The 15,746-nt window shown below is 61.9% G+C and carries 14 protein-coding genes; 6 read left to right on the top strand and 8 right to left on the bottom strand.

Annotated elements, in window-relative coordinates; genetic code table 11:
* Nucleotides 1-119: 119 nt before the first annotated feature.
* The 5 genes from FPT15_RS18320 to FPT15_RS18300 all read right to left on the bottom strand — a co-directional run bounded on the left by FPT15_RS18320 (nt 120) and on the right by FPT15_RS18300 (nt 8,197).
* Nucleotides 120-5,819: a membrane-targeted effector domain-containing toxin gene (locus FPT15_RS18320; RefSeq protein ID WP_145163435.1), complete on the bottom strand. Its 5,700-nt coding sequence runs from the start codon at nt 5,817-5,819 to the stop codon at nt 120-122.
* A gap of 146 nt (nt 5,820-5,965) precedes the next feature.
* The gene (locus tag FPT15_RS18315) at nt 5,966-6,586 is read right to left on the bottom strand and encodes a hypothetical protein (RefSeq protein ID WP_145163433.1); all 621 of its coding nucleotides are present in this window, start codon (nt 6,584-6,586) and stop codon (nt 5,966-5,968) included.
* 323 nt (nt 6,587-6,909) lie between these two features.
* Nucleotides 6,910-7,020, bottom strand: a complete 111-nt coding sequence (locus FPT15_RS18305) for an AraC family transcriptional regulator (RefSeq protein ID WP_256676492.1) — start codon at nt 7,018-7,020, stop codon at nt 6,910-6,912.
* Nucleotides 6,983-7,186 (bottom strand): hypothetical protein, encoded by a 204-nt coding sequence (locus FPT15_RS29805; RefSeq protein ID WP_178119712.1) that lies wholly within the window; start codon nt 7,184-7,186, stop codon nt 6,983-6,985. Before FPT15_RS29805 ends, FPT15_RS18305 begins: the two co-directional genes overlap by 38 nt.
* Before the next feature lie 42 nt (nt 7,187-7,228).
* Nucleotides 7,229-8,197, bottom strand: coding sequence for a hypothetical protein (locus FPT15_RS18300; protein WP_106579945.1), 969 nt, complete (start codon nt 8,195-8,197; stop codon nt 7,229-7,231).
* Nucleotides 8,198-8,369: 172 nt separating this feature from the next.
* On the opposite strand from FPT15_RS18300, the gene FPT15_RS18295 reads away from it, so the two are divergent.
* The 3 genes from FPT15_RS18295 (at nt 8,370) to FPT15_RS18285 (ending at nt 10,536) form a co-directional block, all read left to right on the top strand.
* Entirely contained in the window at nt 8,370-9,866 is a 1,497-nt protein-coding gene (locus FPT15_RS18295) for a PAS domain S-box protein (protein ID WP_145163431.1), read from the top strand.
* Between the two features lie 131 nt (nt 9,867-9,997).
* Nucleotides 9,998-10,249, top strand: a complete 252-nt coding sequence (locus FPT15_RS18290; protein WP_145163429.1) for a CsbD family protein — start codon at nt 9,998-10,000, stop codon at nt 10,247-10,249.
* Between the two features lie 14 nt (nt 10,250-10,263).
* Nucleotides 10,264-10,536, top strand: a complete 273-nt coding sequence (locus tag FPT15_RS18285) for a DUF1652 domain-containing protein (protein WP_145163427.1) — start codon at nt 10,264-10,266, stop codon at nt 10,534-10,536.
* On the opposite strand, the gene FPT15_RS18280 is transcribed toward FPT15_RS18285, so the two are convergent.
* The 3 genes from FPT15_RS18280 to FPT15_RS18270 all read right to left on the bottom strand — a co-directional run bounded on the left by FPT15_RS18280 (nt 10,499) and on the right by FPT15_RS18270 (nt 12,575).
* Nucleotides 10,499-11,692, bottom strand: a complete 1,194-nt coding sequence (locus FPT15_RS18280; protein ID WP_145163425.1) for an MFS transporter — start codon at nt 11,690-11,692, stop codon at nt 10,499-10,501. The two genes, FPT15_RS18285 and FPT15_RS18280, sit on opposite strands and share 38 nt — an antisense overlap.
* 76 nt (nt 11,693-11,768) lie before the next feature.
* Nucleotides 11,769-12,077, bottom strand: coding sequence for an RcnB family protein (locus tag FPT15_RS18275; protein ID WP_106579940.1), 309 nt, complete (start codon nt 12,075-12,077; stop codon nt 11,769-11,771).
* 90 nt (nt 12,078-12,167) lie between these two features.
* The gene (locus FPT15_RS18270; protein ID WP_256676491.1) at nt 12,168-12,575 is read right to left on the bottom strand and encodes a DUF4440 domain-containing protein; all 408 of its coding nucleotides are present in this window, start codon (nt 12,573-12,575) and stop codon (nt 12,168-12,170) included.
* On the opposite strand from FPT15_RS18270, the gene FPT15_RS18265 reads away from it, so the two are divergent.
* The 3 genes from FPT15_RS18265 to FPT15_RS18255 are packed head-to-tail and all read left to right on the top strand — an operon-like array spanning nt 12,574 to nt 15,606.
* The gene (locus FPT15_RS18265) at nt 12,574-13,131 is read left to right on the top strand and encodes a helix-turn-helix domain-containing protein (RefSeq protein ID WP_145163423.1); all 558 of its coding nucleotides are present in this window, start codon (nt 12,574-12,576) and stop codon (nt 13,129-13,131) included. The two genes, FPT15_RS18270 and FPT15_RS18265, sit on opposite strands and share 2 nt — an antisense overlap.
* 11 nt (nt 13,132-13,142) lie before the next feature.
* Entirely contained in the window at nt 13,143-14,489 is a 1,347-nt protein-coding gene (locus FPT15_RS18260; RefSeq protein ID WP_145163421.1) for a glutamine synthetase family protein, read from the top strand.
* A 16-nt stretch (nt 14,490-14,505) separates the two neighbouring features.
* Entirely contained in the window at nt 14,506-15,606 is a 1,101-nt protein-coding gene (locus FPT15_RS18255) for a DNA alkylation repair protein (RefSeq protein ID WP_145163419.1), read from the top strand.
* Nucleotides 15,607-15,746 lie beyond the last annotated feature (140 nt).

Here is a 15,746-nt window from a genome sequence, read left to right as displayed (position 1 = left end):
GGATGCTCGTTGAATACCAGAAGGTGGGCGTTTTCCCAGAATCACCGGCGTTTGGCAAGCACCTGCGCACGGCCCAACGGAGTGCGGACAGCAATGCCCCCCTGCCCGCTCGCAGCCATTCAAGGCGCCGGGCGCAAGCCCATGTGGAGTTGCAGCGCCTCGATCAAATGAAATTGATAAAGATAGCGCTCGTGCTGGAGCGGCTCCCACCGATCAATAAAGAAGTGCCCGCGCTCGTCCACTTGAATCGGCGTGGTGACAATGTCGCCGCTGCGCGAACGATGCACCAGCAGCGTCTGGTCGGGCGCCGGGCGCTCGATCAAAAAATGCCCGGCGTGCGTGAGGCGTGAGCGGTCGGCGGGCTTGAACGCCTCCGGCGGCTTGCGGCCGGCCACCGCCACATCAAGGGCAAAGTCACTGCGCATGGCCACCCATTCATCAGGGCGCAGGGGCCTGTTGGCCGCCTCCCATTTTCCCGCCCGCAAGCCAACAGGCTGGCCGGGCGCCACATCGTTGACATGCAGGCTGATGGCGCCCTGCAACCTTGCCAGGCCAGGCACGCCCAGGAACGTGTCGGTGTGGGTGTTGCCCATCAACGCCACCCAGCGATGCGGGCCATGTGCAGCTTGATCCTGGGTGATGACCTCATTGGCAAAATAGCTGAACATCGCCGTGCGCGACGTTCCTTTATCCGGCATGCCATCGACGCAGTAACTGGCGAAGCAATCCAGCGCACGCACGCGAATCTTGTACTTGGCGGCAGTTTCGATCACCGCGGTGTAAGTGTGCGGCCCTTTATAGCCCAACATATGCCCACGGTCCTGTATCCGCAGATAGTCCTTGAGCGCCTTGGACATCGGACTGCCTTGGTACAAGGCATCAAGGTCCGCCTGATGCAGGTCCGTCAGCAGGTGCTCAACATAGAGCGTCTTGACCTTCATGGTCTTCAGTTCCTTGATCAACAGCGCCTTGCTCGATTGCATGCTGTGCGCCTCGCCGATCAATACCCCGTTTGAATGGGCATAGGCGCGCTCGAAGAACTCACGCGCGGTGAGGCCGGGTGACAGCTGTGGCTGCGGCGCCGCAGCGGGTGGCACGTGGTCTTTGAAATGCGCGCCGGCCGCCGCGTCGAGACGTTCGCGAGTCCGCTGGAAGGCCGTGTAGGCCGGTCGAAGCGCCGGGTTGCCGGGGAAATACCGCGAATCCAGACCCTTTGGCGAATCTTTCAGCGTGCGCAATGCTTCACGCAGCGCAGAGGGCATCTCGAACACGCTGTAGCGGTGCTGCGCCGGGGGCGGCAACGCCTGCGCCTGGGGTTGGGTGTAAGCGGTCTGCAGGGTGATCTTGAAATCAGCCTTGGCCAACGCATCATCGGGAATCGAGCCGGGCGTGTCTTTCCACACCCCGACCGGCGTGCCGACGCTGACATCCTCGACACGCAGGCTCACGGCGCCGTGCAGGTCGGCCAGGCCGGGGACTTGCTCATGGGTATTCATGCGTCGGTGATCCACCAGTGCCACCCAAGCGTCGTCAGGGTTGGCCGCCACGTCGGCGGTGATCACCCTGTGGGAGTAGAAGTTGCGCAGACGGTTCTCGCGAGGCGTGAGCACCGAGGTGGTGCCCCCCGCCAATGCATCGTCCAGATAGTAGGAGGTGGACGCATCCAGCGCCTTCACCTCGATGCCGTGGTCAGACGCCGCCTGCACCAGCGCCTGATAGGAATAGGCGCTGTCCTTGGGCATGCCCAGCGCTTTATCGACGCTCTTGAGGTGCGTGTCGATGCTCTTCAACGCCTTCGCGGTGTGGCGTGTTTCCAGCTTGGCCCGAAACACATCGGCGGGCAGGTACTCGATGTACAGACGCCGCACGCCGTGGTCGTGCAAGGCTTGCAGGGTGTCGATCAGGAACTGCTTGCTGGCAATCGAATCCACGCTCGCGCCGATCACCAGCCCTTTGCTTTCACTGAGCAGCTTTTGCAGGATGACTTCATGCAGGGCGTCAGGCTCAACACTCAGTACATCGGCCCGGGGAACAATCGGGGCCAAGGCATCAAAGTAAGCGTTGGCGTCACGGGTCAGGTTGTCCACTGCCGTGCCATACGGCGCGCGCAGGTGGAACAGCTGCTTGCCCATGATGTCCCTGGCGATCTGCTCGCCATACGGGTCGGCGATGCGCGCGAAGGCCGCCTCCACGGCGCCAGGGGTCACCACGTGCTCCAGGTCTTTCAACAACGCCTGCGGGGTTTCGTAACGCTCCAGCGGGCTGACGGCGACGGGCAGTTTTTCATATTTGGGTGCGCCGCCCGCAACACCGGCACGCATCCACTGGCCTTGAGTATTACGATGGACCAGCCGGCCGGTGGACTGCAATTTCCCGGTTGCAGCATCCTGCCTGAGCAGCAGGAAACGCCCCAGAGCGTCGGGCGTTTTGCGGGTCCATAACGCCTGGCCTTGGAACATCACCGCTTGCAGATCATCGAAGGCCGGCGTTGGCGCCTCCAGTTGTTTGATCAACGACAACGCTTGTTCCTGCGGCGCGGTATGCAGCAGCGGACGTATCGACTTGCCCAACGGGCTGATCAGCGCCGGGCGCAAATCAGTGAATACCGCGCCGGCGCTATTGAGCAGGTAGCCAAGGTAGTGCCCGAAGGCTTCACCCATCTGCCCCTGGTTGTATGCGTGCAGGGCGAGCATCCCATCCTTGAAAGCCAGCGACATGCCCAGGCTCAGGCTCAGCACCGGGTAAGGCGCGGTGGCGATGGCAACGAGGGGTTCGATAACGCTCCACACCAGGTCCATGATCATGTGCGCACGGTTGACGGAGGTTGCCTCGACGTCGTCTATCTTGCGCTGCAGCTTGGCGTCGTACAGCGCCTGGCGCAGGTTGAGCACTACCGTCTCGCGACTGATCGGGTCATACCGGCCAGGGCTGGGATGGCTGCGGTTTAGGGTCTGCGGCAGTTGCTTTCTGGCGTTCTCCAGAAACCCATGCACGCGGGCCTTTGCCTGCGCGCCCACCCGCTCGGCGAGGTAACCGACCATGCCATCCACGTGTTTCAACACATAGTTGAACAGCCGCGCGTGGCGAAAGGTGACGCCATCCGGCGCATTCGGCGTGTAGAGCAGCACCGGGTCATGCCCGCGCTTGAACAGGAAGGTGTCGATCACCCATTCGCCGTCCACAAACAGCCGGTGCACCTGGTAACTTTCGCGCACCTGGTCGGAGGTATTGCCCAGGCTCTGCAGGCAGGTGTTCAGCCAGTCCAGGTCAGCCTGGGAGATGTGGCCTTGCAAGCGTGATTCGAGTGCAGCGTTGCGCATCTGCAATTGGCTGATGGCCAGCGTTGCGTTACGTCGGAACACATAGCCGGGGCTGCTGGGGCTTTGCAGGGTGTTGCGCACGTGGTCGACATAGCGCTGGCCGATCCACACGCCCCGCACCGAGCGCGACACCGCTTCAGGCGTCAAGCGGCTGAGGTCGACGCCGGCTGGGCCGGTAAAGGTCGCCGAGGTTTCAAACTTGGGGCCCAGAAACCCCACGCTGTCGTGATAACCGTCGCGCAACAATCGGGTGTACGTGACAGAGTCCGGCGTCGTAAGCCCGGGAAACGCCTGGGGGTAATGGACGTGGACCGTATTGGGGTCGACGTCCTGCGCGGCGCGCCCGAGCAGCGCGTTCAGGCGAATTCTGGCCTGTTCATGCACAAAGCTCGCAAAGGTCGGGAACAGCGCCTGGCCGTGCGGATCGCCATGGTAAGTGCGCAAGGCGCCCTCGGTGTCCTGCGCCAGGCCGGTGAGCGTCTGGCGCTGCGCCTGGCTGGCCGAACTGAACCACAGCGGCGTGGCGAACGTGAGATCGTCGCCCATCGTAGCCAGCATGTGTTGCGCCAGGGCTTTTAGACCGGCGGCGTAATCGGCAACAAAGGTGAACCTGACCTCGTGGTACTCCTGTGCATGCGGTTTGAGGCTCAGGCCCGTGAGAATCCGTTGCATGGAGGGGCGAAAACGCAGCGACAGTGTACTGAGGACATACCCCTTCATGGCGGGCTGGGTGCACCAGCCAAGCAGGTACGCCTTGCAGCTGGCCTCGGTGTCAAACGCCTCGAACTGCGTCGCGCTGGGGGCCTCGGGCGTGCACAGCAACAGGCGTTTGACTTCACCCTTGGCGTCCGTCTGACGCAGCAGCCACAACCCATTGAGCTGTGCCTCGTGCAGCGACACGGTAGCGGCGCTGAGGTTTTCGCCGCGGCCCTCACGCAGAGCCTGAATCAATGCGTAGTCGGCCTCGCTCAAATGGTGTTGCAACACTGCCGTGTACGCCAGGGCGTTGAGCCGGTGGTCGAACATCGATTCAATTGCCTGCTTGACCACCGGGCTGCTGTGGCTTTCGTTTAGCACCGTGGCAAACGCCAGGCGCGGTTGCAGGCGGCCCAGCAAACTCGCCAGGTAGGCCGGCGTCAGGTCCTGATACTCAGCGTCCAGCGGCGTCTGGTCATAGGTCAGCGTGGTTCTGGTAAGGAAGTCCGACCCCGGCGCCTCATCGCCCTTGTGCAACCCGCGCAAGGCCAGCAGGGTCAGGCTTTGTTGCTGCTCGTAGTCGCCCACACCCGCTACGCTACGCACGGTGCTGACCTGCAGCAGATCGGGGTCCAGGTCGTGGATTTGCAGCTCGTCGGCCAAGTGCTCGACCACTTGATAACGCGCCAGCGCCGGCGGCGTGGCGGCCGGGCCCAGCAGGTCGAGCATCGTCGCGCGCGCCTGGTTATAGCTGGCCAGCAATTGGGCCAGCAGGGTTCGTTGCGCAGTATTGGCGCTGCGATACCAATCCGGGGCGCTGTAGCGCAAGCAGCGGTCAAGCAAGCGCTGGGCGTGCAATGCCAGGCGCGGGCCGAGGTCGGGCAGCGTCGTCTGGATCGCCAGATCGAGGTCAGCGACCACCTCGCGTGCCGTGCGCCCCGGGTTCCCCACCGGGTCGAGCGCCCATTCGATATCCTGCTCACGCTTGGCCGTCAACGCGTCAACCGTGTGCTCGAACAGCGGCTCAGCGTCGATCGGTTCCAGCGCCAGCGGCCAGACGCCGGCCGGGCCCAGGGCTTGGTAGCGTCTGGGCAGCAACGCCATGATTTCGCTGCGCCACGCCGCGTTGTCCATGGCGTTCAGCAGGTAACGGTCGAGTTCTTCCAGCGAGTTGAAAGATTCGATCCCGCGCAGCGGGTTGAACATCAGCACGTTGCCCACCGATTCGCCGCCGCTCAGCGTGCTCACCCGCGGATGCTTGAGCGTGGTCAGCACAAACGCCCCGGCGAACTCAATGCGCCGCGCCTGGTAGGTAAAAGTCAGCGCATACAGGCCGGGACGAAACGTCGGGCCCAGCGAGATTTGCGTGATCTGGCGCGCCATCTCCGGGTGCAGCAGCCGGTCGTTGAGGTCACGCTGTGCCTCCTGTTCCAACGCGGTAATGCCCGCTTCGTTGCTGAGGAAACTGCGCAGCCCCTTGCCGTTGATCACGCTGTGCCCTTGCATCGCTTGCACTTGAGCGTTCAACTCGCGCCGCAGACGCGCCAGCAATGCCTTGCCGTCGGCATGTTGCAGGTCGGCGGTTTCCAGGGGCTGATACAGCGCACGCAGCGTGGCGGCGAGCGCCTCGCAGTGGCTTCGTAGCATGCGGTGCATACGCTGCAAATACGCCTGCTCGGCGCCGACAGGTTGCTCGGGCAACAGCGGCGCCGGCTGCTCGAACACGTGATGGCCGATCTGGTTGAGGTAACCCTTGATCTCGCTGAAAGTAGGAACGGGGGTGGCAGAAATGGCGGTGCTCATTGGTCGTGGCTCCATGCGATGAAAGAGGCATCAGCATGGAGAACGGCCGGTACGCGCGGTGTTAGATAGATAGTGGCGAGGGCGCGTGTTCCCGCGCCACGGCGATATCGTTGAGCCTTGTCTGAGTGGCAGGGCCGCGGCAGGCTTTACAGCCAATGCCAGAACCGGCTCCAGAAGCCCCGCCCCAAATCATCCTTGCAGCCTGCATATTGCGCCGCATACATCTGCGAGCGCGCCTGCACTTTGCTGGCCACCGGCGGCAGCCAGGCTTTGGCGGCGTAAGTGCGCTGGCGGTAACCGCCCCAGCCTTCGTGATAGTTCAGGTACTGGCCGTAGGCGTCGTATTTGTACACGCCGTTGATGGTGTAGGTCTTGTCCATGTACCAGCCGACAAAATCGATAGCGTCGTCGAAGTCCTGGCGACTGGCGCCGCTGCGGCCCGTGCTTTTGCGGTAGTCGTTCCACACTTCATCCTTGGCCTGGGCATAGCCGGCGGCAGTAGAGACGCGGCCCCAGGGGATGATCCACAACAGGTATTTGCGCGGCGCCAGGGCATCCTGATGGAAACCGGACTCCTGGTACATGATCGCGAACGGCACCTGGATCGGCACCCCCCAGCGCTTTTGCGTGACTTTGGCGGCGTCGTACCAGTCGCCCTTTTCACGGAAGATGCCGCACAGGTCATTCGGCGTGCGTGGCGGCGAGGTGCCGCACGCCGCCAGCATTGAGGTGAGGAGTAACAGTCCGACGGCTTTGCCTGCGCTCAAGGGGCACCTTTGCGTGATTCGCGTAAAAGGCCGCTATTTTACGCATTCATTCAGGCACATAGGTTATCGGCTTCGCTCTGTAACCTGTGGGAGCGGACAGCACTGGCCCACGGCATCGATGTTGCCGCGAATGTTCATGAATGCGCCTCGGCAAATTCCATCGGCCCACCCAGCCAGCACCCCTGAACCTGCCCCGCCGCGTCCCGGCGAAACCGCAGGGAAATCTGCGACGGCCGGATCATGCGCGGAATCGGGCCATGAAAGATTGGCAATCGAACTGAAGGAACCCAATCAACTGTGGGGGCGAGTGTGACCCAGGCATGTCAGCCGCGCCGCCACTCATCCGGCGACCTACCCAGCACACACCGAAACACATGGGCCAGGTACGACGGTGATTCATAGCCGACGCTGTTGGCGGTCTCCAGAACCGACATGCGCGTATGCCGCAGCAGTGAGTGATGAGGAAGAATGGCTGCTTTGCGGCGGCACGCACACGAACTGGCGGTCGAGCACCGACGTGCTGCGCCCGCTGTCTTCTTCCTTGAAGCCCAACACGCCATGCTCAGGCACTGCACGGGAATGGAGCGCTGACACTCGCATGTTTGGTGTCAGTGAAAAGCGGCGTCCCTGCCGCTGACACGGTTAAGCCAAAGGTACGCGGCGTGTGGTCAACGCCGTGCGGCCGACGAAGAAGCTCAGTGCCGCACCCAACAGCAGCATGGCCAGGGTGCTCCAGGCTGCACGCGAGAGCTGTTTGGCGGCGACTTCGCCTGCTTCACGGGCCTTCTGCTCGGCCTGTTGCTTGAGCTCATCGACCTTTTGCATGGCTTGCTGATAAGCCTGCGCATAGTTGTCGACGATTTGCGTGGCTTGCTCTTTGCTCTTGCCGGTACGGGCCGCAACGATGTTGACCAGCGCGTCTTTATCCGCCGCATTCAACGCAGGTTCACCGGAGGCTTTCACGCGCTCGAACCATTGCTTGAGCTGATCACCGGCCTGGGCCGGGTTGGTCGCGGCATCCGTGGCCGTCTGCTTGCCATCGGCGGCAGCCTGGTCGGTTTTCTGCTCGACGTTGGCCGGGTCCAGTTCAGGCTTGCCACTTTGCTTGAGCAAGGTGTCGAGTTGGCCTTGCAGGCTGTTCCAATCCAGGTGGATGCCCTGCTCGTCCAGCTGCTGCTTGACGCTGTCGCTGATGCCTGGCGCTGCGGCGGCGATGCCGCTGCCGGCAGCCGACAGGCCTTTGCCGACAACATTGCCTGCCGTGCCCACCACACTTGACGCCAGCGCCGCCAGCAGCCAGGTGGTGAAGAGCGTGGTCAGCGTCCAGGTCAGCACGCCATGCAGGCCGCCGCGATCCGGCGCGGTACGCCCCGCCACAAACGCACCGACGGCAATGGCGACCAGCGTCGACACGAACAGCCAGATCCCGGCGCCCGTGCCGAAGCCACGCAACGGGTTACCGGCTTGCATCGGGTCGACCGCACTGGCGCCGATGGCCGTGCCCAGCACGCTGAGCACCAGGTAGGTCACCAGGGCAATTGCACTACCCGCCAGCACAGAGCTCCAGGACACGCGAAACGGTGAACGATTGGTTTCATAGACAGTGGTCATGATTAATCCTTTGAGTGGTTGACCGTTTTAGTCTGGCGAGCGCAGGGACGGCCGTCCTCGCGCAAATGCACCAGGCCTTCTGGTGCATTCGCACCCCGCGCCGGGCAATTTCTCTGCACTATCCTCAAGCCCAAGTGTCGTAATTGCCATGCGCCCATACCCCGGAGAGACCATGACCCAGGACGTTCTTGCCAAAGAAACCAACCGCCGCCAATTGCAGCAGATCATCTCCGGACTGTCCGACGGCGTGATCCTGGCCGAGGTTGACCAGACCATCCTCTGGGCCAACGAAGCGGCGTTGACCATGCACGGGGTCAGCGAGGTCGAGGCGCTGGGTGTCAATACTGCGCAATACGCCAAGCGGTTCGCGCTGCGCTATCGCAACAACCATCCGCTGCCGCTGGAGAGCTACCCGCTCAGCCGCGTGGCCGCCGGTGAAGAGTTCAGCGATGTGGTGGTAGAAGTCACACCCGCCGCCGACGAAAACCGCAGCTGGGTGCACCGCTTGCGCAGCCTGGTGCTGACCGACACTCAGGGCGAACCCGAGCTGCTGGTGCTGATCCTCAGCGACGCCACCGAGTGGGCCAGCGCCGAGCAGCGCTTCGAGAAAACCTTCAACGCCAACCCGGCGCCCGCCGTGATCTGCCGCTTGAGCGACCTGCGCTATATCAAGGTCAACCAAGGTTTTCTGGAAATGACCGGCTACAGCCGCGATCAGGTCATCGGTCGCTCGGTGTATGAACTGGACGTGCTGGAGCAGGCCGAGCGCAAGGACCTGGCCGTCCAGCGCCTGGGCGAAGGTGCAACCATCCCGCAGATGCAGGCCGAGCTGCGCCTGCCCGAAGGCGGCAGCAAGCTGGTGATCGTCGCGGGCCAGCCGCTGGACATGAACGAGGAAGACTGCATGCTGTTTTCCTTCACCGACCTGGAGCCAAGGCGCAAGGCGGAAATTGCCCTGCGCCAGAGCGAGGAGCGCTTTGCCAAATCGTTCCGTCTGACGCCGGTGCCGACTCTGGTGTGCAGCGCCGCCAACCGGCAGGTGGTGGATATCAACGAAGCGTTCATGAACATCACGGGCTACACCAGTGAAGAGCTGATCGGCAAGACCATCGACGAGATTCACTTCATCGACAGCCCTCAGGCAGGCGCGCAACTGTTTGCGACGCTGGAAAAAGCCGGCAACCTCGACGGCCTGGACCTCAAGGTGCGCAAGAAAGGCAGCGAGGTGATCGATTGTGTGGTCTCCGCCGACACCGTGCTGATCCAGGATGTGCCGTGCTATTTGCTGGTGATGATGAACATCACCGAACGCAAACGCTCAGAGCTGGAGTTGGTGGCGGCCATCGAGGAAGTGATGCAGGACGCCTCCTGGTTCAGCCAGACGCTGATCGAGAAACTGGCCAACGCCAAGAGCGTCAACAGCCCCAATTTGCCGAACGTGGCCTTCACCGACCTGACGGCCCGTGAACGCGATGTGCTGGGTTTGATCTGCGAAGGCCTGGCCGACAAGGAGATTGCCTCGCGCCTGAAACTGGCGCCGAACACCGTGCGTAACCATGTGGCCACGGTGTACTCCAAGCTGGGGGTGCATAGCCGCAGTGCGGCGATCGTCTGGGCCCGTGAACGCGGGCTGTTTGCCGGGGAATTACGGGTAAAAAGCAAAAAATAAAGTGCAAATGCACTAGTACGACCGGTGCAAATTCGCCTTATTTGCGCATAACGAGGTGCTTAACCTTGAAGGGTGGGCACAGGGCTATGAGTCCCGTGCCGTATTGGTTTGATCTCTTGAAGGAATGCACTATGAAAAGCGAACAAGTCAAAGGCGCCGTCGAGAAAGTTGCAGGCAAGGCCCAGGGTTTTCTTGGCGACCTGACCGGTGATGAGCAGTTGCAAGCCGAAGGCGTTGCGCGCCAGGCCGCCGGGCAATTGCAGCAGACCTATGGCGACGCGCTGGATACGGTCAGTGATTTCGCCCGCAATAAACCGCTGGCTACCGTCGCCGTTGTCGCCGGTGCAGGCCTGCTGGTAGGCCTGTTGCTGCGCCGTCGTTGAGGAGCCTGAGCAAGATGTTCACCCTTTCTCAATTGCGTAATTGCATCGAAGAAGGCCTGTCGCCGCTGACCTGCGAGTTCACCTTGTGCCGGGACGCTTCATTGACCCTCAAGGTGTTCGACGCCCAAACCGGCCGGGTCGACCTGGTGGTGACCGGGATCAGCACCAATCGGCTGCAGACCCCGCAGGAAGTGGAAAAGATGGTGGAAGAGTTGCGCTACGAATTGCAAAGCAACAACGTCGGCAAGCTTACGTTGGATGATTTGCCTTTAGCGACGCACCCATGAAATAGAACACCCCGCCACCGACGGTAAACGCCCCCAGCATGTAAAACATGTAGTGGGCCGGCAGGCTGGCCAACACCAGCCCACACAACACCGGCCCCAGCGCGGCGCCCAGGTTGGACAGGTTCTGTGCCCCGTAATACATGCCGCGCAGGTGGTCAGGGGCAATTCGGTCGATAAACATGTACTCGGCCGGAAACACGATGATCTCCCCTACGGTAAACACCGCCATCGCCAGCACCCACCACAGCACGCTGGTGGCCAAGGCAAACCCAATCACCCCCAGCATAAACATGCCCAGGCCAGCGATCAGCCACTGGCTCAGGTGGCGGTGCGAGATGCGCCGGCCAATCACGTACTGCAAGGCAATCACCAGGACGGCGTTGGTGGTGAGCACGGCGCTGATCACGGTGTAGGTATATTGCGCGGTGGTGGTTGTCACCAGGTACTGCGACAGATACGCCGTGAACTGACCGAACACCACTGCACTGAGCACGCCACCCAAGGTGAAACACACCAGGCGATGGTCGCTGAGCAGCACGCGGCCGACGGCGAGAAACGCCAGCGGTTTGTGCGTGGCATCGACGCTGGCCAGGCTGCGATCACCCCAGCGCCAGTACAGCAGGAAAAACCCCAGGCCCAGCAGCGCCGAGAGAACGAAAGGCAAGCTGATATCCACCTTGGCCACCATTGCGCCAAAAAACGGGCCGACGGCATAGCCGATATTGGTCAGGGTGTACTTGATGGAAAACACTTCGCTGCGCGCGTCTTCGGGCAGCAAGCTGGCGAAGCCGGCCTTGATGGCGATGTCGATGACGGCATAGGCCAGGTTGATCAGGATCAGGCAGCTGTAGAACAGCCAGATGCCCTGAGCCACGACGGTGCCGATAAACCCCAGCACAAACAGCGCGCTCAAGCCCAACAACAGCCTGTAGCTGTTCACGCGGTCCACCAGAAAGCCGCCATACACGCTGAGCAATGAGCCGACAATCAGCGAACTGCCGATCACCAACCCGACCTGAGTGATGTCGAGGCCGAAGTGACGGGTGAGGTAAATCACCAGATAGGGAAAGGTAATGGCCTTGGCCAACGTCAGCAGTAACGTGGCGGACAGCAACAGGTTAACGGTGCGCGGGTAGTTTCTGATGGTGGCAAGCATCCTGCTCTCATCCGTTTGAGGTAACGCGACCTGTAGGGTCGGTTACCTTAACGCAAGAGCAGGCAAAAAAGACCGGTCATTTCTTGACGGGCGTGATCTCGAGAATCGTGCCGTTGGTGGTTTTGAGCAGCACGAACTTGTCACCCACGCGGGCCCATTGGCTGTCTTCTTCGGGTTGCTTGAGGCCGCGTTTCTTCCAGTCGCTGACCGCCGACTCCTTGCGCATCAGCATGTCCGGGGCGCGGTCGCCTTCTTTCAAATCGCGTGCGTTGATGCTCGAAGGCTTCACCGTTTCCTGCGGGGTATCACCGGCCTGCACGACAAAGCTGGCGGTGGACAGGCCCGCGGTCAGCAACAGGCAAGCAGCTAGGGTTTTGGACTTCATGGGTGCTCCTTCAATGAATGATGCGTACCCAGGTTCGGACCGCGGGCGCGCGGAATCATTCAGCCCGCCTTCAATCCTTGTGGCGAGGGGTTACACCGGCGTGCCTTGATGGAACACCATCCGCCACTGCCCTTCTTCCTGCCGCCACACTGAACTGCGCAACGATTCCCCGACGCCGTCGCGGTAACCGCGATAAGTCACCAGCGCCACCCCGTCACTGAGTGCTTTCACCGCAAACTCCGTCATGCGGCGCGCACTGAAAGCCTCATCCTGCAACCCGGCAATCACTTCGGCCTTACTGCCCCAGACATTGCCACTGGCGCCAAATTCGACAAAGTCATCCGCCAGCAAACGTTCAAGCTGCGCGGCATCGCTGCGTGTAGTGCTCTGCTGCAGCGCCTGCTCTAACGAAAACAGATGCGCTTCAAGATCCATCAGCCTTGCCCCCATGAAATTAATCCTGTAATTTTTCATGAAATTTCTCGACATAAATTTCATGAACCAACAACAAGAACTCGCCACCCTGGCCGCGCTGATCCACGACCTGCGCAAACACAAGAAACTCACCCTGGCGCAACTTGCGCAAAAAATCGAGCGCTCGGTGGGTTTCCTGTCACAGGTCGAACGTGGCCTGTCGCGCCCCACCGTGGCCGACTTGACCGCCATCAGCCACGCCCTCGACGTGCCCACCACCTACTTCTACAGCCTGCCCAAACCCAAGGCGGTGGACTGGGTCACGCGCCCCAACGAGCGGCGCACGGTGTATTACGCCAACGGCATCACCGACATTCTGGTCTCGCCGAGCATGAACGGCGCCTTTTCGATGCTCGACAGCCTGCTCGCGCCCGGTGCCAACAGCGGTGAACAAACCATGAGCGACCGCGCCGAGCAGGCCGGTTTTGTGCTGGAGGGCGAGTTGACGCTGTGGGTGGAAGGCGAGCCGGACTCGGTCACCCTTGGCGCTGGCGACAGCTTCCACCTGGCCAGTTTCGCCCATTGCCGTTACGCCAACCTGACTGACCTGCCCGCCCGCGTGCTGTGGGTTTACAACTAGGAGCAACACCTGTGAAAAACCAGTCTTCCACGTTGCTGGCCGAAGTACGGAGCTTTCGCCAGAACCACCCCGAGGTGCGTTATGTCGACCTGATCGCCCTGGACATTCCGGGGCATTTCTACGGCAAGCGCTACCCGGTGGACATGCTGGAAAAAGTCGCCGCCGGCAGCCCGCTGAAGCTGCCGCAAAACGCCGTGCTGCTCGGCGCGCAGGGCGGGCTGTTCAAGATTGGTGATTATTGCTTTCACGACGGCGATCCGGACGCCAACCGCCGTCTGGTGCCAGGCACGCTCAAGCCGGTGAGTTGGGAGTCGCAGCCGCTGGGGCAGATGCTGATCACCTCGGACGGCACCGAGGCGCCGATCGAGTTCGAACCGCGCGAAGTGCTGGCCAAGGTGCTCGAACGCCTGCAGCACAAGGGCATTCATCCGGTGGTGGCCTTCGAATTGGAGTTCTACCTGTTCGACAAAAAACTCGACAACGGCCTGCCGCAATTCGCCCGCGACCCGCTGAGCGAGGACGCCGATGACCAGCCCAACTTGCATATCGAGCGGCTGTCGCGCTTCAGCGAGGTGCTCGACGACATGGCGCAAACCGCCAAGGACCAGGGCATCGACATCACGGTGATCACCGCCGAAATCGGCCCGGGCCAGTTCGAAATCAATTTCGGCCACCTCGATGACGGCCTGCGTGCCGCCGACTGGGCCGCCCTGTTCTGCCGCAGCACGCGTGGCGTGGCGCTCAAGCACGGTTACCGTGCCAGCTTCATGGCCAAGCCTTACCTGCAATTTCCCGGCAGCGGCATGCATGTGCATGTCAGCCTCTACGACGCGGCGGGCAATAATCTGCTCGCCACGCACCAGCAGCAACCGCTGCGCCATGCTGTGGCCGGGTGCCTGGAATTGCTGCCGCACTGCATGCCGATCTTCTCGCCCAACCACAACGCCTTCCGCCGCCTGGGTGGCACGGTCAACGCAGCGACCCGTGCCAGCTGGGGCTTTGAAGACCGCGATGCGTGCGTGCGCATTCCCGAGTCAGACCCGCGCAACCTGCGCATCGAGCACCGCCTGGCCAGTGCGGATGCCAACCCGTATCTGGTTCTGGCGGCGATCCTGGCAGGGCTTGAGCATGGCCTTGAAGCCAAGCAGGAACCCATCGCGCCCTTGAACGAAGACCGCCTCAGCGGCACCGAATTTCCCCTTGAGATGCTCGACGCCGTGCGCGCCATGCAACATCAGCCGGTGGTGCGCGATAAGCTCGGCGCAGAATTTGTCGACGTGTATTGCGAGAACAAACGCCAGGACCATCTGGCTTTTCAACACGAGATCAACGCGCGGGAATACCGCTGGTTTCTCTAACACTCAGGAAGCACCGATGCCCGAGCAAAGCGCGCCAGCGCTCAAGGAAATCTTCAACGCCGAACGCCTGCAGCACATCGCCCGCGAGATGTCGGCGGTGTACCCGGCGTTCGACGCCAAGGGTTTTCTCAAGCACGCCAGTGCCGGGCTTGCCGAGTTGTCGGTGATGCAGCGCATGGCGCGGGTCAGCGAAAGCCTGCACGCCGTGATCGCGCTGGATTACGCGCAAACGCTCACGCTGCTTTACGCCCTTGCTCCGCGCCTGAACAGCGCGTTTGTCTGCCTGTGCCTGCCGCACTACGTGGCAACTTACGGCCAGGGTGACTTCAGGCGGTCCATGGCCGCGCTGAAATACTTCACCACTTTTGGCTCTGCCGAATTTGCCATCCGCCCTTTCTTGCTGAACGACTTCCAACGCACCCTGGCGGTCATGCAGCAATGGTCGCTGGATGCCAACGAACACGTGCGCCGCCTGGCCAGCGAAGGCTCGCGCCCTCGCCTGCCGTGGTCTTTTCGCCTGGCCGAGGTGCAGGCCAACCCCGAACTGTGCGCGCCGATCCTCGACAACCTCAACGCCGACAGCAGCCTGTACGTGCGCAAGTCGGTGGCCAACCACCTCAACGACATCACCAAGGACCATCCGGAATGGGTACTCGGCCTGATCGAAGGCTGGAACCTGGACAACCCGCACACCGCCTGGATCGCCCGCCACGCCTTACGCAACCTGATCAAGCAAGGCAACACCCGCGCACTGACGATCATCGGCGCCGGGGCCAAGGCCGAGGTGAAGATGCATCACCTGGCCGTCACGCCAGCCGTGATCAACCTGGGGGAACGGATCACGCTGTCATTCAGCCTCGAATCCACTGCGGCCGCCCCACAAAAACTGGTGGTGGATTACGCCATCGACTATGTAAAAAGCGCCGGCCACAGTGCGGCCAAGGTGTTCAAGCTCAAGGCATTCACCTTGGGCGCGGGCGAACACCACAACATTCGGCGCGAACACCCTATTCGTGAACTGACCACGCGCAAGCACTACCCGGGCACGCATCGGGTGCGTGTACTGGTCAACGGCGAGCAGCTCGGCAGCGCTGAGTTTGAACTGCGCAAACCTTGACCCAAATCAAGAAAAAGGCTCTAGCACGGGCCTTTCAGCCAGATAAATTGTCGAACAATCCTGGTTTTTGTTGTTGCGATCCATTATCATCCGGCGCCTTCTCACTGCCCGTTGGGCAGTTGTTTCAATGTGTCACCCGA

This window comes from Pseudomonas sp. RGB, from assembly GCF_007713445.1.
Lineage (GTDB): Bacteria > Pseudomonadota > Gammaproteobacteria > Pseudomonadales > Pseudomonadaceae > Aquipseudomonas.
This window is presented reverse-complemented; position numbering and strand designations above follow the sequence as displayed.

What these genes read in the sequence shown, in the direction of transcription:
- FPT15_RS18290 (WP_145163429.1), top strand. Translation starts at nt 9,998, where the DNA reads ATGAAAAGCGAACAAGTCAAAGGCGCCGTCGAGAAAGTTGCAGGCAAG.
- FPT15_RS29805 (WP_178119712.1), bottom strand. Translation starts at nt 7,186, where the DNA reads ATGCGAGTGTCAGCGCTCCATTCCCGTGCAGTGCCTGAGCATGGCGTG.
- FPT15_RS18275 (WP_106579940.1), bottom strand. Translation starts at nt 12,077, where the DNA reads ATGAAGTCCAAAACCCTAGCTGCTTGCCTGTTGCTGACCGCGGGCCTG.
- FPT15_RS18320 (WP_145163435.1), bottom strand. Translation starts at nt 5,819, where the DNA reads ATGAGCACCGCCATTTCTGCCACCCCCGTTCCTACTTTCAGCGAGATC.
- FPT15_RS18285 (WP_145163427.1), top strand. Translation starts at nt 10,264, where the DNA reads ATGTTCACCCTTTCTCAATTGCGTAATTGCATCGAAGAAGGCCTGTCG.
- FPT15_RS18265 (WP_145163423.1), top strand. Translation starts at nt 12,574, where the DNA reads ATGAACCAACAACAAGAACTCGCCACCCTGGCCGCGCTGATCCACGAC.
- FPT15_RS18280 (WP_145163425.1), bottom strand. Translation starts at nt 11,692, where the DNA reads ATGCTTGCCACCATCAGAAACTACCCGCGCACCGTTAACCTGTTGCTG.
- FPT15_RS18300 (WP_106579945.1), bottom strand. Translation starts at nt 8,197, where the DNA reads ATGACCACTGTCTATGAAACCAATCGTTCACCGTTTCGCGTGTCCTGG.
- FPT15_RS18270 (WP_256676491.1), bottom strand. Translation starts at nt 12,575, where the DNA reads ATGAAATTTATGTCGAGAAATTTCATGAAAAATTACAGGATTAATTTC.
- FPT15_RS18305 (WP_256676492.1), bottom strand. Translation starts at nt 7,020, where the DNA reads ATGTCGGTTCTGGAGACCGCCAACAGCGTCGGCTATGAATCACCGTCG.
- FPT15_RS18255 (WP_145163419.1), top strand. Translation starts at nt 14,506, where the DNA reads ATGCCCGAGCAAAGCGCGCCAGCGCTCAAGGAAATCTTCAACGCCGAA.
- FPT15_RS18295 (WP_145163431.1), top strand. Translation starts at nt 8,370, where the DNA reads ATGACCCAGGACGTTCTTGCCAAAGAAACCAACCGCCGCCAATTGCAG.